General features: G+C 43.3%; 23 protein-coding genes. 11 read left to right on the forward strand and 12 right to left on the reverse strand.

The features are described from left to right. Window positions 1-114: 114 nt before the first annotated feature. Complete coding sequence (locus ACOCD9_RS03520) at window positions 115-948, forward strand: photosystem II manganese-stabilizing polypeptide (protein WP_419546374.1); 834 nt, start codon at window positions 115-117, stop codon at window positions 946-948. A 463-nt stretch (window positions 949-1,411) separates the two neighbouring features. Here the strand turns inward: ACOCD9_RS03520 and ACOCD9_RS03525 are convergent, their stop codons facing one another. Next, complete coding sequence (locus tag ACOCD9_RS03525) at window positions 1,412-2,536, reverse strand: type I restriction endonuclease (protein WP_419546376.1); 1,125 nt, start codon at window positions 2,534-2,536, stop codon at window positions 1,412-1,414. Window positions 2,537-2,741: 205 nt separating this feature from the next. Between ACOCD9_RS03525 and ACOCD9_RS03530 the strand changes: the two genes are divergently transcribed. Beyond that, window positions 2,742-3,191 carry a DUF29 domain-containing protein gene (locus ACOCD9_RS03530; RefSeq protein WP_419546377.1) on the forward strand — a complete coding sequence of 150 codons (450 nt, stop codon included), beginning with the start codon at window positions 2,742-2,744 and terminating at the stop codon, window positions 3,189-3,191. 12 nt (window positions 3,192-3,203) lie between these two features. After that, window positions 3,204-3,953 (forward strand): amino acid ABC transporter ATP-binding protein, encoded by a 750-nt coding sequence (locus ACOCD9_RS03535; RefSeq protein ID WP_002798269.1) that lies wholly within the window; start codon window positions 3,204-3,206, stop codon window positions 3,951-3,953. A gap of 18 nt (window positions 3,954-3,971) precedes the next feature. Here ACOCD9_RS03535 and ACOCD9_RS03540 read toward each other — a convergent pair whose 3' ends face one another. From ACOCD9_RS03540 to ACOCD9_RS03550, 3 genes are all read right to left on the reverse strand, one after another. After that, window positions 3,972-5,537, reverse strand: a complete 1,566-nt coding sequence (locus ACOCD9_RS03540) for a cation:proton antiporter (RefSeq protein WP_419546379.1) — start codon at window positions 5,535-5,537, stop codon at window positions 3,972-3,974. 158 nt (window positions 5,538-5,695) lie between these two features. Further along, complete coding sequence (locus ACOCD9_RS03545) at window positions 5,696-8,998, reverse strand: efflux RND transporter permease subunit (protein ID WP_419546381.1); 3,303 nt, start codon at window positions 8,996-8,998, stop codon at window positions 5,696-5,698. A 6-nt stretch (window positions 8,999-9,004) separates the two neighbouring features. Further along, window positions 9,005-10,204: a hypothetical protein gene (locus tag ACOCD9_RS03550; RefSeq protein WP_419546382.1), complete on the reverse strand. Its 1,200-nt coding sequence runs from the start codon at window positions 10,202-10,204 to the stop codon at window positions 9,005-9,007. 170 nt (window positions 10,205-10,374) lie between these two features. Here ACOCD9_RS03550 and ACOCD9_RS03555 point away from each other — a divergent pair, with 170 nt between their 5' ends. After that, window positions 10,375-11,136 (forward strand): FkbM family methyltransferase, encoded by a 762-nt coding sequence (locus ACOCD9_RS03555; RefSeq protein ID WP_287700157.1) that lies wholly within the window; start codon window positions 10,375-10,377, stop codon window positions 11,134-11,136. A 389-nt stretch (window positions 11,137-11,525) separates the two neighbouring features. Here ACOCD9_RS03555 and ACOCD9_RS03560 read toward each other — a convergent pair whose 3' ends face one another. Further along, on the reverse strand, window positions 11,526-12,659 hold the full coding sequence (locus ACOCD9_RS03560; protein WP_287700158.1) for a glycosyltransferase: 1,134 nt from the start codon (window positions 12,657-12,659) through the stop codon (window positions 11,526-11,528). A 293-nt stretch (window positions 12,660-12,952) separates the two neighbouring features. Between ACOCD9_RS03560 and ACOCD9_RS03565 the strand changes: the two genes are divergently transcribed. The 3 genes from ACOCD9_RS03565 to nblS all read left to right on the forward strand — a co-directional run bounded on the left by ACOCD9_RS03565 (window position 12,953) and on the right by nblS (window position 15,662). Beyond that, window positions 12,953-13,132 (forward strand): replication restart DNA helicase PriA, encoded by a 180-nt coding sequence (locus tag ACOCD9_RS03565; protein WP_287700159.1) that lies wholly within the window; start codon window positions 12,953-12,955, stop codon window positions 13,130-13,132. Window positions 13,133-13,207: 75 nt separating this feature from the next. Next, a complete protein-coding gene (locus ACOCD9_RS03570) occupies window positions 13,208-13,555 on the forward strand; it encodes a DUF4359 domain-containing protein (protein ID WP_002737573.1) in 348 nt (115 codons plus the stop codon). A 115-nt stretch (window positions 13,556-13,670) separates the two neighbouring features. Beyond that, a complete protein-coding gene (nblS, locus tag ACOCD9_RS03575; protein ID WP_287700160.1) occupies window positions 13,671-15,662 on the forward strand; it encodes a two-component system sensor histidine kinase NblS in 1,992 nt (663 codons plus the stop codon). Here nblS and ACOCD9_RS03580 read toward each other — a convergent pair. Both ACOCD9_RS03580 and ACOCD9_RS03585 read right to left on the reverse strand, forming a co-directional pair. Then, window positions 15,643-16,002 (reverse strand): hypothetical protein, encoded by a 360-nt coding sequence (locus tag ACOCD9_RS03580; protein ID WP_002742007.1) that lies wholly within the window; start codon window positions 16,000-16,002, stop codon window positions 15,643-15,645. The two genes, nblS and ACOCD9_RS03580, sit on opposite strands and share 20 nt — an antisense overlap. Before the next feature lie 197 nt (window positions 16,003-16,199). Further along, entirely contained in the window at window positions 16,200-16,607 is a 408-nt protein-coding gene (locus tag ACOCD9_RS03585) for a hypothetical protein (protein WP_419546386.1), read from the reverse strand. Window positions 16,608-16,651: 44 nt separating this feature from the next. Between ACOCD9_RS03585 and ACOCD9_RS03590 the strand changes: the two genes are divergently transcribed. From ACOCD9_RS03590 to folE, 3 genes are all read left to right on the forward strand, one after another. Beyond that, window positions 16,652-17,557, forward strand: coding sequence for a hypothetical protein (locus ACOCD9_RS03590; protein ID WP_419546387.1), 906 nt, complete (start codon window positions 16,652-16,654; stop codon window positions 17,555-17,557). A gap of 345 nt (window positions 17,558-17,902) precedes the next feature. Continuing rightward, window positions 17,903-18,631 (forward strand): SDR family oxidoreductase, encoded by a 729-nt coding sequence (locus ACOCD9_RS03595; RefSeq protein WP_287700162.1) that lies wholly within the window; start codon window positions 17,903-17,905, stop codon window positions 18,629-18,631. A 49-nt stretch (window positions 18,632-18,680) separates the two neighbouring features. Further along, on the forward strand, window positions 18,681-19,379 hold the full coding sequence (folE, locus tag ACOCD9_RS03600) for a GTP cyclohydrolase I FolE (protein ID WP_002738197.1): 699 nt from the start codon (window positions 18,681-18,683) through the stop codon (window positions 19,377-19,379). Between the two features lie 55 nt (window positions 19,380-19,434). Here the strand turns inward: folE and ACOCD9_RS03605 are convergent, their stop codons facing one another. Continuing rightward, on the reverse strand, window positions 19,435-20,073 hold the full coding sequence (locus ACOCD9_RS03605; protein ID WP_419546389.1) for a phosphoribosylanthranilate isomerase: 639 nt from the start codon (window positions 20,071-20,073) through the stop codon (window positions 19,435-19,437). A 120-nt stretch (window positions 20,074-20,193) separates the two neighbouring features. Here ACOCD9_RS03605 and psaK point away from each other — a divergent pair, with 120 nt between their 5' ends. Then, the gene (gene psaK / locus ACOCD9_RS03610) at window positions 20,194-20,460 is read left to right on the forward strand and encodes a photosystem I reaction center subunit PsaK (protein ID WP_002756861.1); all 267 of its coding nucleotides are present in this window, start codon (window positions 20,194-20,196) and stop codon (window positions 20,458-20,460) included. A gap of 354 nt (window positions 20,461-20,814) precedes the next feature. Here psaK and ACOCD9_RS03615 read toward each other — a convergent pair whose 3' ends face one another. The 4 genes from ACOCD9_RS03615 to ACOCD9_RS03630 all read right to left on the reverse strand — a co-directional run. Further along, window positions 20,815-21,117, reverse strand: a complete 303-nt coding sequence (locus ACOCD9_RS03615) for a type II toxin-antitoxin system RelE family toxin (RefSeq protein ID WP_002784443.1) — start codon at window positions 21,115-21,117, stop codon at window positions 20,815-20,817. Beyond that, the gene (locus ACOCD9_RS03620; RefSeq protein ID WP_002756856.1) at window positions 21,074-21,301 is read right to left on the reverse strand and encodes a hypothetical protein; all 228 of its coding nucleotides are present in this window, start codon (window positions 21,299-21,301) and stop codon (window positions 21,074-21,076) included. The genes ACOCD9_RS03615 and ACOCD9_RS03620 overlap by 44 nt, the downstream gene beginning before the upstream one ends. Window positions 21,302-21,581: 280 nt before the next feature. Continuing rightward, the gene (locus ACOCD9_RS03625; RefSeq protein ID WP_287700166.1) at window positions 21,582-22,109 is read right to left on the reverse strand and encodes a DUF3011 domain-containing protein; all 528 of its coding nucleotides are present in this window, start codon (window positions 22,107-22,109) and stop codon (window positions 21,582-21,584) included. A 145-nt stretch (window positions 22,110-22,254) separates the two neighbouring features. Further along, a partial coding sequence (locus ACOCD9_RS03630; protein ID WP_271931852.1) for a photosystem II protein D2 occupies window positions 22,255-22,426 on the reverse strand: 172 nt, incomplete at its 5' end.

Genomic DNA, 22,426 nt, shown 5'->3' on the forward strand with positions numbered 1-22,426 from the left:
CACGGATCTTTGATAAACTGAGTTTCGGTGAATTGGCCCGACCGATTCGATAATTCATCAGGCTATGGATCAAGGGTAGTAATTGTAAAGATTGACAAAGAGAGGTTGACATAGATGAGATTTCGTGCCTTGTTAGTTGCCTTTTTAGCCTTGTGCTTGGGGGTGTTGACAGCTTGTAGCGACGCGCCTAATGCCGTCCTGAATAGAAACGAGCTAACCTATGATGAAATTTTAAACACGGGATTAGCTAACAAATGTCCGCAGATTTCCGAGTTCACCCGGGGTACTCTCCCCTTAGAACGCGGCGAAAGTTATGTGGTGACAGATTTATGCTTGGAACCCCAAGAATATTTTGTCAAGGGTGAACCCATTAATAAGCGGGAAGCGGCCACTTTTATCCCGGGTAAACTCTTAACCAGAGATACCACCAGTTTAGAACAGATGACAGCGAGTTTAACCGTAGGTGAAGACGGTGTTTTAACCCTCAAGGAAGAAGACGGTATCGATTTCCAACCCATTACCGTACAATTACCCGGAGGTGAAAGAGTTCCCCTCTTCTTTACCATTAAAGGTTTCACCGGCAAAACCGAAGCCGGCTTTAACTCGATTAACAGTTCCACGGATTTTGAAGGCGACTTTAAAGTTCCCTCCTATCGTGGTGCTGGTTTCTTGGATCCCAAAGGTCGGGGTGTGGTGACGGGTTATGATAATGCTGTCGCTTTACCCGCTAGTGCTGATAGTCAAGATTTCCAGCGTGCTAACGTCAAAGCGACGGAACTGGGTAAAGGTACTATGTCTTTACAGGTAACTAAAGTTGACGCTTCTACCGGCGAGTTTGCTGGTGTTTTTGAAAGTGAACAGCCTTCTGATACAGATTTAGGCGCAAAAGATGCTGAAGAAGTGAAAATTCGCGGCATTTTCTACGGTCGTCTCGAAGCTCGTGCCTAATTAATAAATTCAGAGTTTCTGGAAATTAAGGCGAATTTCTCCCTAGAGAAGTTCGCTTTTTTTCTAAGCTTTGACAGACTTAATTTATACCAAATCTGGTTATCAAAGACTGATTATTTATTCCCCCTTTTGCATGAGTGCCTTTTGCCTATCCTGATATGTAGCCTATACTCAACGGATTTAGTATAATACCATTTCTCTAAATGAAAACTACACATCGAATTTAAGTCACCCTTTTTAAGGGGGATTTAGGGGGATTAAACTTCTGTAGTCAGACTTTGGAGAATTGGTATAACTCCCCAAGTTTTCAGCAGATAAATATAATTATATCAACTCCATTTTGAGTAGTTGTTTCAGGAAAGTTAAGAGATTTTGTAGTGATGGTATTTGTGTTGAAGTTTGCTCGCTAATCCACCAATCATCAGAAATATTGCGGTCATTAAAGAGATAGGGGCTAATTATTTTAGATACTTTCCGTTTTTTCTGACTTGCTTTTATAAGTATCTTGAGTCAGATAGCGGATACGAGATTTCAGAAATTCAGCGACTCCATAAATTTCATCAAGACTGTCTATATTGGTGGTTGCTTCTTTACCAGTTTCGACGTTATCGGGAATACTGATTGATTTCTTGCCAGTTTTTTCATTGAAGCGCAGACGACAGACTGTTTTGGTTACTTTTCCATCTAAGTTGATACCAAAATAACTTCTAGTGTCTTTGAATTGAATGCGTGCGGTATTGATTTCTTCCCGTAGAATTGATTTAATAATGTAAAATCCTTCCAATTCTTCGGGGGTCGTATTAATTTTATCTTCCCCTGTTTCTTCTGGTGGAGTATCTTCTAATGCTGGTGTATCAGGAGGATTTGGTTCAGGTTCTTTTCCTAAAACTTCCTCAAATTTTTCTTTGATGATATCATTGATATACTCTTTGAGAGAACGCTTAATAATTTCTTTGAATTTTTCGACAACCGATGCAGTTCTCACCCCAGAATACACATGACTAACAAAAAACTTAACAAATTCGGGGGAAGGATCATTTAATTGCTGGGCAATCACTTTTTTAACTTCTTTTGTGTGCAATAAATTGCGAGCAACCTCTTCTAGTTCGTCAGAATTAAAGCTAGATTTAGAAAATCGTTTTAATTCGTTAACAGAAGAGTCGTCAAAGTCGAGAATGTTAAACTCAAAAAATGGCTTATCGTCCATGATATTATCCTTGACGATATCCGTATAAAACCGATAGATAATCCCATTAGTTAAAACTCCAAAGTTAGCTCCAGTTGCGTTAAAATATCGATGCAGTTGGGAACTATGTTTAGGATGCTCAAGATTTTGATGACAGCTTTTACATTCCATCAAAATAATCGGTTGATTGTCCAAACAAATAGCATAATCTACTTTTTCCCCTTTTAATCCAGTTAAATCTGCACTATATTCGGGGTGAACTTCCATGGGATTGAATACATCGTAACCCCATGCTTGCAAAAAAGGCATAATAAAAGCTGTTTTGGTTGCCTGTTCGTTTTGGATTTGAGAACGAGAGGTTTCAACTTTTTGAGCAATTGCTTTGAGTTTATCGATCTCCATGATAGCCTCATTATCTAGGATGTGTGATTTATCTTCTCAGCCTAACCATAATTTAACCTTTTTTTTACCTCATGGTCAAGCATTTTTTACTGTCATCATTATTAATTCACAAATATTTACACTAATCCCGTACCGTTCATATCTTTTGTGCTATCATTCCTAGTAACGGGTTATTTTTAATAATGTCGCCATTTGATCAAGGACAATGCTTGCTTTAGAACAGCTTTATGAACGGGAGTACGATCGCTGGTTAAGCGAGACGATCGAGTTATTAAAAAATCGTCAGTTCGATCGGGTAGATTACGAACATTTAATCGAGGAGTTGGCAGCTTGGGGACGAAGGGAAAAAACTACTGTTAAAAGTTTAAGTTTATCGATAATAATCCAGCTGTTACTCTATCAATTTTGGACAACAGAAAGAGAAAGAAATAGTAATCATTGGGCGGCAGAGATTATCACTTTTCGAGTACAATTAGAAGATAAGCTCACAAGCGATTTAAGCAAATTTCTAGAACTAGAGTTAGACAATATCTATGAAAACGCCCGCTTAATTGCCGAAAAAAAGACAGGATTAAAAAATTTACCGATAATTTGCCCCTACTCTCTGACACAAATTCTTGAGAAACAGTGGTTTCCCGATACAGACAATCAATAAACTCTCAAAAATATGGAATCTCACAACAGTGAACCGATTATAATTGCCGAAGCTGTGGAAAAATGGTACGATAACCGCTTTCATGCTTTGCGGGGAGTCAATCTCACCGTTAATAAACAGGAAGTTGTGGTGATTATGGGGCCGTCTGGTTCAGGAAAATCCACCTTTATCCGCACTTTTAACGGGTTGGAATCCTATCAAAAAGGCCGCATTATTATTGACGGAATAACTGTGTCCCACAACCTGAAAAATATCGAGGCAATCCGTCAGGAAGTCGGCATGGTTTTTCAACAATTTAACCTCTTTCCCCATCTGACGGTATTAGATAATGTCACCCTCGGTCCGATGTGGGTGCGCGGTTGGAAAAAAGCGCAAGCGGAGGAAATAGCGAGAAAACTCCTCGAAAAAGTTGGTATTCTCGAACAAGCGCTTAAATATCCCCCTCAGTTATCGGGAGGACAACAGCAGCGGGTGGCAATCGTTCGCGCTTTAGCTATGCAGCCGAAGGTGATGTTATTCGATGAACCCACCTCAGCTTTAGACCCAGAAATGGTGCGAGAAGTCTTGGAAACGATGCAAAGTTTAGCCAAATCCGGGATGACCATGGTTTGTGTCACCCACGAGGTAGGATTTGCGCGAGAAGTGGCCGATCGAGTGGTATTTATGGATCAGGGTTTAATTTTGGAAATTGCCCCCCCAGCAGAATTTTTTAATCATCCCCAATCCGATCGAACTCAGCAATTTTTAGCAAAAATTCTTTGATTTTCCATGACTTGATCATTAAACCATCTCTTTTTCTTCTTCTACCTCCACTAAAAGGGGAACGAGATTTTCATTTAAACGACCGGCTCGAATTAATTCTGCGTAGGTATTAGCTTCGATATCGAGTAAAGTATCTTGAAATTGTTCGGCCACCACATCTTTTAATTGTGGATGTTCCTGTAGTAATTTTTGCAACTGATCGCCCAAGGACTTTAATTGTCCTTCCACCAGAGTTTTTTTGTCGCGATAAAATTCGGGATCGATATCGGGAAAACGTTCTGGTTGTTGCAGATAATTAGACACCCTAGTTAAAGCAATTTGACGAGCAATTAAGGCCGAATATTCGGTGCGAATTGGTTGATCACCGATAAGATTGAGGGCATTTAATAGCCATTGTATAGATAATCCTTGCACCAATAAAGTAAATAAAACCACCCCAAAAACCACGTCAATAATTTCTTGACGGTAGGGGATAGACGTAGGAACACTTAACGCTAGGGCGATCGAAACCGAACCGCGTAATCCTCCCCACCATAACACCGTTCTTTCCTTGAAACTGATCTTATTGCCCGTAATTAGGTTACTAATTCCCCCTAGTCCAAAAATTGAGAACAGACGGGAAACCACCATAGCGGCGATCGCTATTAAAATCCCGGTTAAGTGACTACCAAGACTCTCAAAGCGGGTTTGATCACCGATCAGTAAAAAGATGATGGAATTGACAAAAAAGGCGATAAATTCCCAAAATTCGCTAACTACCAGGCGCGTGCGGGGACTCATACCAATGCGCGAACCGAGATTACCGAGAATAATCCCGACAATTACCACCCCAATCACACCGGATCCGCCTAATTTTTCCGTGACGAGATAGGTTCCGTATGCAGAAACTAGGGTGAGAGACTGTTCCACGAAAGGCAGATCGAAGCGTTGGGTAAGGTAGGAAATGCCGAAACCGATCACGCAACCCACACCGATGCCAATCCCCACAAAGGTGCAGAAACGAGCGATCGTCACGGGGACGGAAAAGGTATCGACTCCCAAGGGAATCCCCACCAAGAGGACGAAAGCGACCACAGCGACCCCATCATTAAAGAGACTTTCCCCTTCCATCAGGATCGTTAGTTTTTTACTGGCCCCCAATTCTTTAAATAGGGCAATTACAGAGACGGGATCGGTGGCAGCTAGGGCAGCCCCCAAGAGAAAAGCGATCGATAGGGGTAAATTAGCAAAGATATGTAGGGGATAGGCAACCCCCAAAACGGAGATAATCACCCCGATAACGGCAAAAAGGACGATAGTAACCCAATATTCCTTTAATTTAGCCCAAGGAATATTCCAAGCGGCTTCAAAAAGGAGGGGAGGCAGAAAAATTTCCAGAATTAATTCCGGGGAAAGATTGACCAAACGCAAATCTAAAAAAGCTAAACCCATACCGACAATAACTAACAGCAGGGTGTAGGGAATTTTGCGGAGGAAGGCAACGGTTCTCGATAAAGTGGCGACACTCAAGGAAATGGTCAAAACTAGCAGGAATTGCTCTAAATTATGAGCAATCGCCTCGTTAGCAGTAGATTCTAGACTCATTATTTTCAGTTATCAGAGATGGGGTGTGGGGTGTGGGGTGTGGGCTTCGGCCGTGAGCTCAGCCGAACGGGTGTGGGGGGGTGGGGAAGTGGGGAGGTGGGGGAATTTCAACTAATACCCCAAAACCCTAAAACCCTAAAACCCTAAAACCTAACACCCTAGTCATTCGGGGACTGAGGAGAGATTTTCAAAGAGGAAATGGCCCCTTCTTCTATGGGGGTTTCTGATGTATTTCTTTCCCCATCGGGAGAAGGGGTTTTTTTGCCGCCAGAACCGCCATCTTTGGGGGGTTTCGAGGAGAGGAATCGGGCCTCGAACTGTTTGATCAGCACATACAACACCGGGACGAGAAATAAACTCAACACCGTGGAAATCAGATAACCGCCTAGGATTGCAGTTCCCAGGGACCAACGACTCATCGCTCCGGCACCGGAAGCGATAACCAAGGGCAAGAAACCAACTAAACCGGAAATAGCCGTCATCAGAATCGGTCTTAAGCGTTCCGTCGAGGCCCGAGCTGCCGCATCGGGAATACTTAAACCCAAAGTACGGGACTGGTTAGCGAATTCCACGATTAAAATCGCATTTTTAGCCGCTAAACCGATCAACATGACCAAAGCCACCTGAGCATAGATATTATTATTCACCGCAGGGAAGAGACTACCCACTTGTAGGAAATTCGCCCGCAACAGTAAGGCCCCCATGGCACCTAGGATCGCTAGGGGAACCGTAATCATGATGATAATCGGGTCGATATAGCTTTCGTACTGAGCTGCAAGGACGAGGAAAACCACGATAAAGGCCAATCCGAAGATAACTGGGGCAGCCCCGGCGGAAGTTTTTTCTTGGAAAGCTGTACCCGTCCAAGCGTAACCGAAACCGGGCTGCAGGACTTTCCGGCAAACATCTTCCATCACTGCGATCGCCTGTCCCGTACTAAAACCGGGGGCGGGACTACCCTGAACGTTAATCGAGGGATAGAGGTTAAAGTTAGTGATAATCGGTGGATAGGTGAAGCGTTTGACGCTAACTAAACCCGATAGGGGAATATTGGCCCCGGTACGGGAACGGACGTAAAGACGGTTAATATCTTCGGGATTAGAACGATAATCCGCTTCTGCTTGGGCAAAGACTCGATACAAGCGATCGCCTAAGACGAATTGGTTAACGAAGTTGGAACCGAGATAGGTTTGCAGGGTTCCGAAAACGGCCTGCATATCGACGTTTTGGGCCTGTAGCTGGTTGCGATTGATGGAAAGTTCCAGCATCGGCGTGTCGGTGGTAAATTGGGTGAAAATTCCCGATAATTCCGGTCTTGTTCGGGCCTCGGCCATGACTTTATTAGCGTTGGCAATCAAAGCGTCCATGGGGAAAGAAGCGCGGTTTTGGATAAATAACTCGAAACCGCCGGTAGAGCTTAATCCATCCACGGGGGGCGCATTAACGGCGAAAGCGCGAGCATCTGGGACTTTAGTGGCTAATTGTTGGTTAATTTTCCGCAGAACCCCGAAAACCGACTTATCTTCGCCGGGCCGTTCCGACCATTCTTTTAACTTGACAAAAAATAGCCCTTGGTTGCTACCACTTCCGGCAAAACTAAAGCCCGCCATACCGACAAAGTGTTCGATTTCTTCGATACCGTCGAGAATTTCTTCGTTAATCTGACGGATAACCTGGTCGGTGTAGCGCAAGGAAACCCCGGCGGGTGCTTGCACCAAAACGAAGGCATAACCTTGGTCTTCTTCGGGGATAAAACCCTGGGGAGTGGTGCTGTAACTCCAAGCTGTGAGAAAGAGGGCGGCGATAAAGAAGGGTAACACTAAAAAACGGATGCGGATCAGAAATTCGATCGAGCGTCGATAGCCCTCTTTAACTGCGTTGAAACCCCGATTAAAGCCCTCGAAAAACAGTCCCAAGGGTCCGCGGGTGCCTTGGGGCGGTTTCATGATAATCGCCGACATGGTGGGGGAAAAACTGAGGGCGTTAAAGGTGGAGATGATAATTGAAGCGGAGATGATGACGGCAAATTGTCGATAAACGATCCCCACCGTACCGGGGAAGAAGGTGACGGGAATAAAAACTGCCAGCAGTACAAGAGAACTAGCGATCACCGCCGAGGTTAACTCACCCATGGCATCGAGGGCAGCTTGAAATGGCCGCATTCCCTGCCGTAATTTTTCCGATACCGCCTCTACAATCACGATGCCGTCGTCCACCACTAAACCGGTGGCCAGAATGACGGCAAACAAGGAGAGGTTATTGAGAGAATAGCCTAAAGCCAGGGCGACGGCCATGGTTCCGATCAAAGATACGGGAATAGCGATCGCTGGAATGATCGTGGTGCGCCAATCCTGAAGGAAGATAAAAATGACGAGAATAACCAGTAAAATCGCTTCAACCAGAGTGCCAAAGGCTTCTTCTAGGGAAGCGGCGACAAAGGCGGTATTATCGAGGGTAATGGCGATATTTAACCCCGGGGGGAAACTTGGTTCTAGTTCCGCCATTTTTTCTTTTACCAGTTTGGCAGTATTCCAAGCGTTGGAACCGGGCAACTGATAGACGATATAGACAACGGCGGGGGATTTGTCGAAATAGGCGGCGGTACTGTAGCTTTCGGCTCCGATTTCTGCGCGTCCTACGTCTTTAATTCGGATTAAATCGCCATTTTCCCCGACTTTGACGACAATATTTTCCGCTTCCTCCCCGGTGGCAACCCTACCAACGGCGCGAATGGCGATCTGGAATTGCTGCTCTTCGGGACTGGGATCACCGCCAATTGTCCCCGCACCCACCTGAATATTCTGTTCTCGGATCGCCTGTACTACTTGTTCCGCCGATACACCCCTAGCGGCTAAAGCATCGGGATTAAGCCAAAAACGCAGGGCGTATTCCCTTTCCCCGATGATTGTTGTACTACCAACCCCCTCGATCCGGCGAATCTCAGCATCGATGACTCGGTCAACAAAGTTACTTAAAAAGACCGTATCGTAGGGATAATTACCCTTTTCGTCCGGTTTGGCGGAAATCCCGTAGGCAAGGGTAACGCTGGGGGATTGGGTATTGGTTGTCACCCCCTGCCGGTTCACTTCTTCCGGTAAACTAGCGGCGGCGGTACTGACACGGTTTTGTACCAACACTTGGGCAATGTTACGATCCATTTCCACCGGGAAAAAGACATTCACCGTACTTTGTCCTGTGTTGGTACTCTGGGACTGCATATAAACAATCTGTTCTGTCCCGTTAATCTGGCGATCGAGTACCGTGGTAACGTTATCCTGTACGGTTTTGGCATCGGTTCCCAAATAGTTGGCATTTACCGCTACCTGAATAAATGCCAACTGGGGCAGTTTTTCTAGGGGTAAAAAGGGAACAGCGATCGCTCCGATCAAAACGATTAAAATCGAGCAAACTGTGGTCAGAACGGGTCTTTTAATGAAGGTATCGGCAATACTAAGGATCATAGGGCGTTACTGGTTCATCTTTTCTAGGATAGTTGCGGCGGTGGGAGATTTACGAGTCAGATAATTAAATATTAATAGTTTAAAGATGGTATCTAGGATAACGGGAACCGTGGCCACAAACAAGCTAATAAATGTAATATTCTCGCGCCAACCAAAGTGCCGGAACAAAGTTTCTAAGATTACCGTCCAACCCTCCGCCGAGTGAAACCCGACAAATATATCGGTAAAGAGAATAAAGATAAAGGCTTTGGTTATGTCATTTAAGCTGAGAAAATAACGACTAACATAAGCTCGCGTAATTGCCAATTGTTGACGACCAAAAATTAAGATCGCAATAAAGGCTATTAATCCAGTTATATCGGAGAGTAAGTTTTTCCAACCATCTTGACTTTCATAACCCGCTTCTTTAAATAATTCCTCGACCTGTTCTCGAAAGGTTTCTTCTGATTCATGTCCTACTTTTGCTACTCCTAAAACGTGCTTGATTTCTTGTATTTCTTGAAGTCTAGCAAATTCCCTGAGATATTTTTCGCCAATTTCCTGAGAAATATAAACTTCTGATATTTTCGCTCTATCCACACCCAAATAGTTTAAAATAGGGCTAAAAATAAAGTTTCTACTAATAACCTGCACCAAGAGAGGAACTAAAATAATAATCAGGATAAAACGGATAGCGATGCGCTGCTGTTGTCGCAGGGTACGGAGTTGTTTAATAACGGTTTGTTCGTATTCGGGGGTTAATTCTTGCTGGAAGTTAAAAAATTTATTACTGGTTGCAGGAGAAATTATCTGGTTATCTTTATCCCTGGGTTTATCACTGGTGAGATTGGTATTAGGCAGATTTGGGGTTTGATTATTCGGTAATGGGGGCAGCAATTCCCCTAAATCTAGGCGATATTTACCGATAATATCCTCGATCGCCTTTAAAGTCTCTAGGATGTTATTATTTTCTGGGTTAGTTTGCGGATTAAAAAAATTACCCAGACGCACTTGAGTTAAATCGAAACGTATCTGTAATAATTCTCGCTCTAGGGTACTTTGAAAGTAATCATAAACACTTTTTCCTCCCACGGCAGCTGGGGAAATTTTTTGTCCCCCAAAATGTTTATCTTCGATCGCTTTAATTTTCAGCGCTCTCTGATAAGCTGATTCTAGGGCCACTAAAGAGCGTCTTTCTACCCATTGATTAACTCGATTCCAAGGCACGGCTATAATCCTCGCTTTTCTGTCATCACAACTTATATTTATTCTACAAAAAACATCCAGTCCTCGCTACTGTAATTCTTAAGCTTGCTTAAAAAATTTTTCTGCAAATACTTGACTTCAAGGAAACTTTAGGTTAAAGTCTTGACAATCCTTTTGAATAACTGCCGTTTATGGATAAAAAGCTAATCAAACAATTGCTGAAAAAAGATAATCCGATTATCTTAGAAGTAGGTGCCCACAAGGGTACTGACACTCTTGGATTTCTCAAGGAATTTCCCAGAAGCAAAATTTATAGTTTTGAACCCGATCCGCGCGTAATTGCACAACACAGAAATCTAGTCAACGATCCTCGCTCTCAATTGTACGAATTGGCTCTATCCGATCAAGATGGTGAGGCAGTATTTTATCAAAGTGGTGTGCAAGTAGGTGATAAACTCAAACACGCTGCTTCTTCTTCTCTGAAAAAACCGCAGGAACATTTGAAAGTTTATCCTCAAGTCCCTTTTAATAGTTCTACCACCGTTAAAACTATGCGCTTGGATACTTGGGCAGAAGAAAATAATATCACAGAAGTTGATTTTATTTGGGCAGATGTGCAGGGAGCCGAAGAACAGTTAATTAGAGGTGGTTTAGAAACTTTAGCTAAAACCAGATATTTTTATACGGAATATGATGATCGAGAGTTGTACGAGAATCAGATTAATCTCAGAACAATTCAATCTTTGATTCCTGAGTTTAAATTTGTTTGTTTCTATGCTAATAACGTTCTGTTTAAAAATAGCCGTTACCTAGATTTAGGACTGGATATTTTATCAGACAGACTTTTGACTAATTACCATATCTATACCAAAGAAAGGGCTTATTTTCGTCTACCTTCTTTTAAGACTGGATTACGCAAGCTTTCTCAGAAGATAACGGGCAAAAAAGGTTAATAACACTCCCAAAGATTAATGGTTCTTCGGCACTTGTTATGCAATCACAAATACTGGACTTGACGCGTAAGGTTTTCAGGATAAGCAAAGAGTCCTTAGCATACTACCTGCCGAAGAACCAAATTAATTTTGTTGGGTTAGGGCAATATTAAAATCCACCTTTGTTTTCTAAAAACAGTTGATTGTCTAACGCAAAGGTACATCTCTACTTTCGAGAAATATCCATAGTATTACATTTTAGGGTGCATTGGCTGCATCTTCACCATTGGTAAAATATAACGTTTCTCATCAAAATAAAGTATAACCTAATTGGTTATCGACCACCGATGACTGACTCCCTAAAACGAAAACCTCCTAGCTCACCATTAAGATAACTGATCTAATTAAACTTAGCAATAACTTTTATACATTGAATTTTCCTCGACAAATAAACTATAGTTACTTTGAAAGATTTCAGGAGTGAATTTATTAGCCTGTTGCCGACAATCTTCCGGATCAATTTTATCACCGTGATCAACAAAATATTTAACCGCTTCTACCAAAGATTGGGGATTTTGTTCCCCAAAAAGTAATCCTGTTCCCTGGGGAGAATTTTCCCGCAGATCCCGCACGGTTTCTAAAGCACCTCCGGCAGCAAATGCAATCACGGGAGTACCACAAGCTTGCGCTTCCACTAAAGCAATACCAAAATCCTCACAGGCAGCATAAATAAACGCTTTTGCTTTCGACATATATTCTGCTACTATTCGATCGGACACTGCCCCTAAAATCTGAATATTATCCCTGGCTAACTGACGAATTAAAGCCATTTGTGGACCATCTCCAATAACCACTAGGGGTAATCCCAAGTGATTAAATGCCTCCACAATTAAAGGGACTTTTTTATAACTAACCAAACGAGAGACTACTAAATAAAAATCTTCTTTTTTCTCTTGGTAGGGAAAACGCTCAATTTGTACGGGAGGATAAATAACTTTTGCCTCCCGTCGATAACAGCGCCAAATTCGTCTAGCGGTGTGGTGGGAATTAGCCAGAAAATAGTCCACACGATTAGCAGAAATCACATCCCACTGACGCAAACCATGCAAAAGATAACGGGTGAAAATACCGGGTAATCCCTGTCCTAACTTACTATTAGCCAGATAGTCAAAAGTTAAATCCCAAGCATAACGCATCGGAGTGTGACAATAACAAATGTGAACCTGATCTGGTCGTATTAAAACCCCTTTAGCCACACAATGGGAGGAGGATAAAATCACATCATAATCCTCTAAATTTAACTGCTCGATCGCCAGGGGAAGAAAAGGTAAGTATTTTTGTACGCCATTTCTCGCTTTCGGGAAGTTTTGCAGAAAAGTTGTCCCGATCGAGCGACCATAGAGATAACTATCGGGATTAGTGGACTCAAAATCGATCAAAGCGTATAAATCCGCCTCTAGACATTGTAAAATCTCCTTAACCACTAATTCTGATCCCCCCGTCGCCTTTGGGGTTAACCACTCGTGAACCAGAGCGTACTTCATAGGATAATCAATAATCTCAGCCGTAATTATAGCAGTAAGGGATCGGCAGTTTAAGAGTTCACTTTCTGGTTTTCTCTTTGCCAAAATTACCGACACTTATCTGATCAAGGTAAAAAACCCTAGGAAGAAATTATTAAATTTTTCAAGAAAAATTGCAAAGTTTAGTAAAAATTACTAGCCAGATCAGATGATCGAGTTCATAATGGGGATCAAGGAAAAAATAGGCTTAAACCGATTGGGATCAAGAAAAACTAGCTTTACATACAGAAGATAACTAATTAATGAGGTTTGCTATGATCACCCTGCAACAAGTACGCTGTCCTAATTGTGGAAATTTTGCCGAAAGACAGCATATTTTAGAACACCATCTCGTTAGCACCGCCTGTTCTCACTGTGATTATCTGTTAGTTAGTTGCAGTGTCACAGGAAATGTACTAGAGTGCTATGCACCCGGTATTGGTTTAAGAAATTAACACTGCCCCCTAGTCAGATCGAAAATGTCTTGTCAAAATAGAGTGGAGAAGACAAAATCAAGGAGCTAAGTAGCTATGGGGGGTAATTTCTTCAAGGGAGCGATCGCCCTGGGGGTAATAGCGGGGATTATGGGATTTACCAATCCCCCACAAGAACTTTACAGCGAATACGCCGCCGAAAAACTCCTCGCTCATGCCGACAAAATCGCTTGCGAGAAAATCAGTCTCTGTGACTCGATCGATTCTTTACCGGTGGCAGCCAGAAATGTGATCAAAAATCAAATCTTAAAACCAGCGATCGAAACCTCTAGTCAACGGCAAAATTTAGGTGTGTTCAGTATTTACACCACAGAAGTACCGGGGGTGGCTAAAATTAGAACTATTGGCGCTTTTGGGCATTTCTTAACTTTCTCGGAGACTTAGGCTTTGATTAGTGCTGGTTTAACGGCTACCAGCTTAATAATGAGTTAAGATAATCATGTTAACCCGCGATTTGAGCGATAGACTCCTTAAGAACACCGATTAATGCTGCCTAACCGTGTTTAATTTTCTGCCCATTCTCCGAAAAGCGATCGCCCGTTGGTGGTCCGAATTCACTCTCCAAACTAAATTAATGGCTGCGGCTACTTTAGCCGTTTCTTTGTTGATGAGTGGTTTAACCTTTTGGGCGGTTAACACGATCCAGCAGGATGTGCGTCTCAATGATACCCGTTTTGGCAGGGATTTAGGGCTGTTATTAGCCGCTAATGTCTCCCCCCTCATTGCTGAGGACAATTTAACCGATTTAGCCCGTTTTTCAGCCCGTTTTTATAGTAGTACCTCCAGTGTGCGTTATTTGATCTACGCTAACGAGGAGGGTGAAATATTTTTCGGTATTCCCTATTCTACCGCCGAAGTTAAAAATTCCCTGACGATCGAGCGTCGCATTCAATTACCGGAAAATTATGGCGAAAATGGGGAAACTCCCCTCATCCGTCAGCATAAAACCCCCGACGGTGAAGTAACCGATGTCTTTGTTCCCTTGAATCATGAAGGCAAATATTTGGGAGTATTAGCGATCGGAATCAATCCTAACGCTATTGTGGTGGCTTCTTCTAATCTAACCCGTGATGTGACTATTGCCGTTTTTGTCTCGATTTGGGCTATGGTGATTCTCGGGGCAGTTTTTAATGCTTTAACTATCACCAAACCGATCAAGGAGTTATTAGTCGGGGTCAAAAATATTGCAGCGGGAAATTTTAAGCAGCGCGTTGATTTACCACTAGGAGGAGAGTTAGGGGAATTAATTATCAGTTTTAATGAAATGGCGGAAAAGTTAGAACGATACGAAGAACAAAATATCGAAGAAATGACCGCCGAAAAAGCCAAACTAGATACGTTAATGTCCACTATTGCTGATGGGGCGATTCTTTTAGATACTAACTTTCAATTATTATTGATTAATCCCGCAGCTCGGGAAATATTTGGCTGGGAAGATCGGGAAATTATCGGTAAAAATGTTCTACATCTTTTTCCCTCGGAATTAACGGTTAAACTAACTAAACCCCTCTATCAAATTGCCGCGGGAGAAACCCTCCAGCCTGAAGAAGCCGCTAATCAAAATCATAAAAATGCTGTTATTGATGGGGAAAATAATAACTATGCACCAGCGGAATTTAGATTGTCTTTAACTCACCCGAAACCCTGCACAATTCGCATTTTGTTAACTCAGGTATTCGATCAGTATCGGGAGAATGTCCGGGGAATTGCTGTGACGCTACAGGATATTACCAGAGAAACAGAATTAAATGAGGCAAAAAGTCAATTTATCAGCAATGTTTCCCATGAGTTAAGAACCCCTTTATTTAACATCAAATCTTTTATTGAAACCCTGACAGAATTTGGTGAGGATCTCAGCGATACAGAAAAAAGAGAGTTTTTAGAAACCGCTAATCATGAAACCGATCGCTTAACTCGTTTGGTTAATGATGTTCTCGATCTTTCTCGGTTAGAATCCTCGCGTAACTATAACTTAGATGCGCTCGATATCGGACAATTAATCGAACAAACCCTGAGGACTTATCAACTCAATGCTAGGGATAAAGGACTAGAATTAAGCTCGGACATTGAAGCCAATTTACTGCCAATTTTAGGTCATTATGATCTACTCTTACAGGTATTAACTAATCTAGTCGGTAACTCCCTAAAATTTACTCCTGCTGGCGGTAAAGTGGTGATTCGTGCCTATGAAATCAGCAAAGATAATCCCCAAGAAACTCTCAAAATTCGCGTGGAAGTATCCGATACTGGTATTGGCATCGATGCCGAGGATCAAATTGCTATATTTGATCGCTTCTATCGGGTAGAAAATCGCGTTCATACCCTAGAAGGGACGGGATTAGGATTATCGATCGTCAAAAATATTATCGAAAAACACTATAGTCAAATTCATTTGATTAGTGAAGTGGGAATTGGCACAACTTTCTGGTTCGATCTAGATTCATATCAAGGCTCGATCGCCAGCAAAAAAATTAACGACGTGAGTTTATAAAAGCCAAAGTAATACTGCCCAAAATCATGGTTAATAATAGCAATAATCCCTTATTTCTGAGACACCAATTTTTAAAAACCCTAGGAAGAGGGAGAGGAGGAATTTTTTCGGCTATTATTTGGCTATTTTTGTATAAAGTGCAGCTGGTAGCGTAGGGACGTTGGGGAAAATTACAGCTATCATCGCCATGATACAGACAAGTCTCACACAAAAACTCGCCAGTGACAGCTTGATGTAGGGTCATGCCGGGATGACCATAAGCCTTTAAAATATTAGCACAGTAGGGACATTGTAAGGCTTGACTATCGACCTTGTGCTGACAACGAGGACAGGTAATCATGATCGCTAAATTTTCCCTTTGAGGATTGTCATTGCTAAGGTAGATCCCCCCGCCTATCGGCACCCCCCTTATCAAGGGTAGATCCCCCCGCCTATCGGCACCCCCCTTATCAAGGGGGGCAGGGGGGATCGAACCCAAAATCTATCTTCAATTTGATTATAACCAGCTACTTAGCAAAATCCCCGGGCTTTTTCCGGTTATCTCACTAAATAGCTGCGCCATTGGGAGGCAACTTCTTCGAGTAAACGCCAAGTTTTCCCCTCGATCTGTCTTTGTAAATAAAGATCAAAATTGTTGTGTTGTTTGGTATCTTTTTGATGGGGCAATCGCAGAGTTAGATCGTAATCCCCCTGCAAGTGATAAGCGGGCAAATTGCCCACATAAATCGGTTCCAGACTGGTGACATTAATTTTAGCAATTTTTACCTGCGGCTCCTCGATCTGTAAAGATTGACTAAGACGATCGGATGTGTGACGAAATTGTAATAAAAGGGCTTTAGTGACGATTTCTCCAGGGGGGGCAAATTCTTGCGGGGGAGTGACACTACCACAAGCAGTTAGGAAGACAAGGAAAATACTGGTTAAAAAACCGAGAAAACGGCGCATACAATGATATTTTGAAAAAGAATGGCAGCGGGTTAAGAAAGATTATGACTCAACCAAACGAGCGAGAGAATTTCAGCCAAGCAGAAACGGTGATCCGACTACAAGAGGCGATCGAGCAGTTAAATTTGATCGTTTCCCAACTTAACACGGGAACGGGGACAGTGTTACCCCCAAAAGTTGCCGTTGATAATCTTCTTAACTCAACGCAACAGTTAGCCGCTGCTTTAAAACCAGACGAATTTGCAGGAGTTGAGCAAAGTTTAACCCCAGATTCTCCCATCGAAGCAGTCGAGGGAATCGACGATATTTTACCGGATTTCGAGCAGGTGGAAGGGTGGTGGACAGCGATTTTGAACAAAATTCGCCGACTTTTACCGGCAGGAATTAGCGAAAAAATTCCCGATTGGTTAATCACCGGCTTGTTAACAGGAAGTTTAGTCACTATCCTCTTAGTAGCCGTGATCAGTTTACCGAAAAATCCGGCAGAAATTGCCGAAAATATGCCCGAAGTTGTCTCTAGTCCCCCACCGGCAGCCGGGGAAATTATCGAAACCCCCCCAGAATTAACCGCACCAGAGGCACCGATTCCCGTCCCGATTACTAAAGCAAAACCACGATTAACTCCCGAACAAAGTTTAGTCGCAGCTATTCAAGAGGAAATTACCGATTTAACTACTCGTTATCCCACCGGGATTATTTCTACTATAGAAGCGGACTTTTTGGCTAGTCGTCTAGTAGTTATTTTGGGCGATAATTGGTATAGTCTCGAGGCATCACAACAGGATAAATTGGCTAATTCGGTTTTTCAACGTTGCCAAAGTCTCGATTTTCGCCGCTTGGAAATGAAGGATAATGAAGGAATTCTCCTCGCTAGAAGTCCCGTTGTCGGCGATCAAGTGGTGATTGTCAATCGCACTCAACCCACCGCTGCCATCTCCTCCGGTGAGTAGTTGTGAGCGCAGGGGAAGAGAGTTTTCGACCAAGACAGCCGCAAGAATTCTCGCCCACCAGGCCGCTTTTTTCTCTCCCTGGTTAGATATCTATCTGAATATACACAAAGATTAGTGATCCCTGACTTAACAGTGCTATAATTGGCTAGGTAAAATTTTGTAACGATTCTTAATCTTGAACCTACCCGATAGTCAATGCTTCCCCCCGCCTGGGTGGGCCGCAGCAATTTTGGTGCGAGAAAAATTGCTCCGATCTAACCCAACTCCCTTAAAACTTTCTAGGGTCCCCCTAACCGCCAAAATTTTGCCCTAACTACCAAGAATTAAGAGATTTCAAACTATACCATGAACTCTGTTATTCGTCAACAGCGAGCGCTGATCACCGGAGCCAGTAGCGGCATCGGCAAAGAAACCGCCCTCGCTTTCGCCAAGGCGGGAATTAATCTGGTTTTAATCGGTCGCGATCAGCAAAAATTGGCAACCGTGGCGGCAATGGCGGCAGATTTAGGCGTATCAGCCCAAGCTTACCCCTTAGATTTGGCAGATATCCCGGAAGTAGCTCCTAATATCGCTAAAATCGCCCAAGAATCCGGACCGATCGATATCCTGATCAATAATGCTGGCATGGGTTACACAAATCCCTTAGCTGACACACCTTTGTCAGACTGGCAGCGGGTGATCGACCTGAATTTAACCAGTGTTTACCAGTGTGTGCAGGGGATTTTACCTGCTATGCGTCAACAGGGAGGAGGCACGATCATTAACGTTTCCTCGATCGCCGCCGATAATTTTTTTCCTGATTGGGGGGCCTATAGTGTCAGCAAAGCTGGATTAGTGGCATTTTCTCGCATTTTAGCGATCGAGGAGCGGGCCAACGCCATTCGTGTCACGATTATCACCCCCGGGGCTGTCAATACTCCCATCTGGGACAGCGATAGCGTCAAAGCAGATTTCGATCGCTCGGCCATGTTAACCCCAGATATCATCGCTCAGGCCATTCTGCAAGCGGTGTTACTGCCCAAACAGGCCGTAGTGGAAACGATGACCATTATGCCCAGTGCGGGGGCATTATAACCCAAAATACTTCTATTTATCAATCAATTCGCCTACAGGCATTCTCATTATGACCATAGCTTCTTCTAACGGTTTAAACGGTAATCTAACCGACGCTATCCAAGCACGCGTGACCACTCGCCCCGATCGCAACACCCACAATGGCAAAACCGCTCAAATTCATCCGACTTCCGACGAAAACAAAGAACAGATGATGGATGCGGTCAGAAATATCCTGATCTCGGTGGGAGAAGATCCCGAAAGAGAAGGTTTATTAAAAACCCCCAAACGGGTGGCCGAAGCGATGCAGTTTCTCACCCAAGGCTATCAACAATCCCTGGAAACCCTCGTTAATGGTGCGATCTTCGATGAAGGTCATAATGAGATGGTATTAGTGCGCGATATTGACTTTTTTAGTCTCTGTGAACATCATATGTTACCCTTCATGGGTCGGGCCCACGTTGCCTATATTCCTAACCAAAAGGTGGTCGGATTAAGTAAATTGGCCCGCATTGTGGAAATGTATTCCCGTCGTTTACAGGTGCAAGAGCGCCTCACCCGTCAGATTGCCGAAGCGATTCAAGAAATTCTCGACCCCCAAGGGGTTGCAGTCGTCATGGAAGCAACCCATATGTGCATGGTGATGCGCGGGGTGCAGAAACCAGGCTCCTGGACTGTCACCAGCGCCATGTTAGGAGTCTTCCAAGACGAGCAGAAAACCCGCGAGGAGTATCTTAACCTGATCCGTCATAAACCCAATTTCTTCTAGTCAGGGAAATGGGGGAATTCAGCTAAAACCCCAACACCCAAAACCTTCTAACTGATCACTGATCACTGAATTTTTGCAGTCGCTCTAACAAGAGGGCGACTTTTTTTAGGTCTTTATCACCAGGCGCTCGCTCAACGCCGCTAGACACATCAATGCCATCGGGGTGCAGCCGAGTTAAAGCTTCACCAATATTATCGGGGTTGAGTCCTCCGGCGAGAAACCAGGGCAAGGGGGGCGAAAAACTGGCTAAGGCTTGCCAGTCTAAGGTATGTCCCGTACCGCCAAGCAATTGGGGATGGTAGGCATCTAAAAGTAAAGTATCGACGCTATTAAAGTAAATTGCCGACTTTTCCCAACTTTCTCTGTCTTTGATCCGCAAAGCCTTGATAATTTCCCGGTCGGGTAATAATTGCCGCAGCCTTTGGCAATATTCGGGAGATTCCCTACCATGTAACTGCACACTTGTCAAGGGGGTTTTAACAATTATTTGCTGAATAATTTCCGGTTGCTCGTCGGCAAAAACCCCGATAAAATCAATTTTGTCGGGTATTGCGGCGGTAATAGCATTAATTTGCTCGATGTTGACGTAACGAGGCGAACTCGGTACGAGGATAAAACCTAAGGCCGTAGCTCCTAAATTGGCGATCGCTCGCCCCTGGTCTGGTTGGGTAATGCCGCAAATTTTAATTCGCATTTAATCTTATTCGCAAAACGTTACAAAAACTGTTAAGTATTCAAACAAAAAGCAGTTTCGGGTCAAGAGCTTTTTATAATTCCCTGTGATTAACAAAATCTTATCAAGACTGGAGCGCAAATGATCCCTTCCGCCTTACTTTTAGCCACTGCTCAAACCATTCCCTGGAATTTATCCGTCGGCATTACCATGACCTTAGCTAACCTAGTAGCCTTCGTTATCGGTTATTTTGCCATCCAAAATACCGGAGCAGGTCCAGCTTTACCCTTGCCGCAGTTAGCCTCGAAAAAAAGCTTCGGTCTGCCGGAATTATTGGCTACCATGAGTTTTGGCCATATTCTCGGTGCGGGACTGGTTCTCGGTCTTTCTAATGCGGGTATTCTCTAATCAGTAATCAGTAATCAGTGACCGGTAATCCTCAGAGAGAGGAGCCAGTAGTCAGTAGTCAGTAGTCAGTAGTCAGGAGAACTAAGTATAAAGATATTTTAGGCAACTTCATCCCTATTTTCCCATTTTTGAACTCTCAAAAGTTAATTATGTCAGAAGTCTAGTAATCGTCAAGATCGGGTGATTATTCTGGCTGCTGGCGAGAAAATTAAGAAAGCAGTGGCCCCAGTCGAAGCTGGAGACTTTGCTAACAAAGAAGAAGCAGTATTTGCTAAATTAACTCATGAAAGTTAGATAGCTACGGAAAGAAGTATCGAAAATAATTGGTAAATCCGAACGTTGCCAATCGCTTAATTAATCGTAAATATTGCCTCTAAAGTTAATCTCATAAATAAAGATTTCGTCTGTCTCCTTGCCGATTTCAAAAATAACTCGCATTTTGCCAACACGAATTCTGGAGAATCCTTTCAACTCACCTTTAAGTTTTTTGATATCAAGTTCTTCAGGGGGATAAACGTTTTGAGTTTCAAGGCAGGTTTTGAGAATACCAATTTTAGTCAAAACAGATTTTCGGCTATTGGCATCTAGTTTCTCCAAAAATTTATTGGCTGATCTACTGATCCTGATCTTCACGATTAAACCAGCCTGTAATATCAACGAAGCCGTCGTCTTTGTAATCAACAGGATTAAAGGTTGCTTCTATGTCAGCTTGTTCTATATCATCAACATAGGGAATCAGCATCTCGAAGAATTTAAACCATTCTTCCCGCATAACTTCGCGGACGCTTTCCTTGATGATAGTTTTGAGCATTAGAGCATCTAAGGTGTTTGCCGGCTCCATATATTTTCCTCCAATCTACTTGAATTCTAGCAGCAGATCAAGAAAACGGGTTTCTTACAGCAGTTATCTTAAGGATTTTAGTTTTCTCAAGCCACTGTTCGAGGCAAGTCAAGAGATTGGGAGAGATTCAGGTAATCTAAAAATAGGCGGTTAAAGTGGGTCTTAGCTTACCTGATAACGTTCTTAAAATCTATCTTCAGTAAAAGTTACTCATTTTAGCTATCTAGCTATATAAATGAGTAACTTCAAAAGGTTTTAGATAGGTTTTTGGTTTCTATATTTAACCCCGATCCTCACAAACAAAGTCCACTACTCGATCGATTTCCCGGGATGAGCGGATGCGACGACTACCGCTGCCGAGTTCGCCACCACGACAATTGGCCCACCAACGTTCGCGACTGCCATTAACAATCGCATCAAATTCTCTAATTCTGCCACTATCATAATAACTGCGGCGATCGACGACAAAACGACCGATATTGGGGAGGCGAAATTCTTTGTAAAGATTATCTTCCCAACCGCCACCAGAATTACCGTGATGGTTGTCGGTGCGTACCTCAAACTCGCCCCGACAACCATTTCTCACCACAATATTGCCGTTTTCGAAATCCCAATTACCCTCACAGGGAGCAGCGGAGCGAGTGCGGATTAATCTGACTTGGGCCCATCTAGCGTTCACAGGACAGCGAGTAGTGCGACCGCTTTGACTTTCACAATTAACTCTCGTGGTTCTGGCCGCTGCTGGCTCGCTCCCCAGGGGATAAATTAGCAACAAACCGAGACTAGATAATAAAATTTGGCGAAACATTGTTTTTATCTCCAAGAAATTCTCTAGTTTATCTTACAGGGGTATCCAGAAAATGAGTAGTAGTGCTTGAAGTGCCTTAATCAACAAAAAAGAAGGGTGATTTAACTTCACCCTTCCCCCTATTCGGTAAATTTTCTTGCCATCCTTAGAGAGCGTTACCCCGAGGTAATACTTCTTCAGGGAAGATAAAGTTTTCGTGGGGTTGGTCTTGGGGAGCCATCCAAGCTCTCAGACCTTCGTTAAGCAGAATATTTTTAGTGTAGAAGGTTTCAAATTCCGGGTCTTCCGCCGCTCTCAATTCCTGAGAAACGAAGTCA

Source organism: Microcystis sp. (assembly GCF_048564745.1).
Taxonomy (GTDB): Bacteria; Cyanobacteriota; Cyanobacteriia; order Cyanobacteriales; family Microcystaceae; genus Microcystis; species Microcystis ichthyoblabe_A.

What these genes read in the sequence shown, in the direction of transcription:
- ACOCD9_RS03520 (WP_419546374.1), top strand. Translation starts at nt 115, where the DNA reads ATGAGATTTCGTGCCTTGTTAGTTGCCTTTTTAGCCTTGTGCTTGGGG.
- ACOCD9_RS03525 (WP_419546376.1), bottom strand. Translation starts at nt 2,536, where the DNA reads ATGGAGATCGATAAACTCAAAGCAATTGCTCAAAAAGTTGAAACCTCT.
- ACOCD9_RS03530 (WP_419546377.1), top strand. Translation starts at nt 2,742, where the DNA reads ATGCTTGCTTTAGAACAGCTTTATGAACGGGAGTACGATCGCTGGTTA.
- ACOCD9_RS03535 (WP_002798269.1), top strand. Translation starts at nt 3,204, where the DNA reads ATGGAATCTCACAACAGTGAACCGATTATAATTGCCGAAGCTGTGGAA.
- ACOCD9_RS03540 (WP_419546379.1), bottom strand. Translation starts at nt 5,537, where the DNA reads ATGAGTCTAGAATCTACTGCTAACGAGGCGATTGCTCATAATTTAGAG.
- ACOCD9_RS03545 (WP_419546381.1), bottom strand. Translation starts at nt 8,998, where the DNA reads ATGATCCTTAGTATTGCCGATACCTTCATTAAAAGACCCGTTCTGACC.
- ACOCD9_RS03555 (WP_287700157.1), top strand. Translation starts at nt 10,375, where the DNA reads ATGGATAAAAAGCTAATCAAACAATTGCTGAAAAAAGATAATCCGATT.
- ACOCD9_RS03560 (WP_287700158.1), bottom strand. Translation starts at nt 12,659, where the DNA reads ATGAAGTACGCTCTGGTTCACGAGTGGTTAACCCCAAAGGCGACGGGG.
- ACOCD9_RS03565 (WP_287700159.1), top strand. Translation starts at nt 12,953, where the DNA reads ATGATCACCCTGCAACAAGTACGCTGTCCTAATTGTGGAAATTTTGCC.
- ACOCD9_RS03570 (WP_002737573.1), top strand. Translation starts at nt 13,208, where the DNA reads ATGGGGGGTAATTTCTTCAAGGGAGCGATCGCCCTGGGGGTAATAGCG.
- ACOCD9_RS03580 (WP_002742007.1), bottom strand. Translation starts at nt 16,002, where the DNA reads ATGATTACCTGTCCTCGTTGTCAGCACAAGGTCGATAGTCAAGCCTTA.
- ACOCD9_RS03585 (WP_419546386.1), bottom strand. Translation starts at nt 16,607, where the DNA reads ATGCGCCGTTTTCTCGGTTTTTTAACCAGTATTTTCCTTGTCTTCCTA.
- ACOCD9_RS03590 (WP_419546387.1), top strand. Translation starts at nt 16,652, where the DNA reads ATGACTCAACCAAACGAGCGAGAGAATTTCAGCCAAGCAGAAACGGTG.
- ACOCD9_RS03595 (WP_287700162.1), top strand. Translation starts at nt 17,903, where the DNA reads ATGAACTCTGTTATTCGTCAACAGCGAGCGCTGATCACCGGAGCCAGT.
- folE (WP_002738197.1), top strand. Translation starts at nt 18,681, where the DNA reads ATGACCATAGCTTCTTCTAACGGTTTAAACGGTAATCTAACCGACGCT.
- ACOCD9_RS03605 (WP_419546389.1), bottom strand. Translation starts at nt 20,073, where the DNA reads ATGCGAATTAAAATTTGCGGCATTACCCAACCAGACCAGGGGCGAGCG.
- psaK (WP_002756861.1), top strand. Translation starts at nt 20,194, where the DNA reads ATGATCCCTTCCGCCTTACTTTTAGCCACTGCTCAAACCATTCCCTGG.
- ACOCD9_RS03620 (WP_002756856.1), bottom strand. Translation starts at nt 21,301, where the DNA reads ATGGAGCCGGCAAACACCTTAGATGCTCTAATGCTCAAAACTATCATC.
- ACOCD9_RS03625 (WP_287700166.1), bottom strand. Translation starts at nt 22,109, where the DNA reads ATGTTTCGCCAAATTTTATTATCTAGTCTCGGTTTGTTGCTAATTTAT.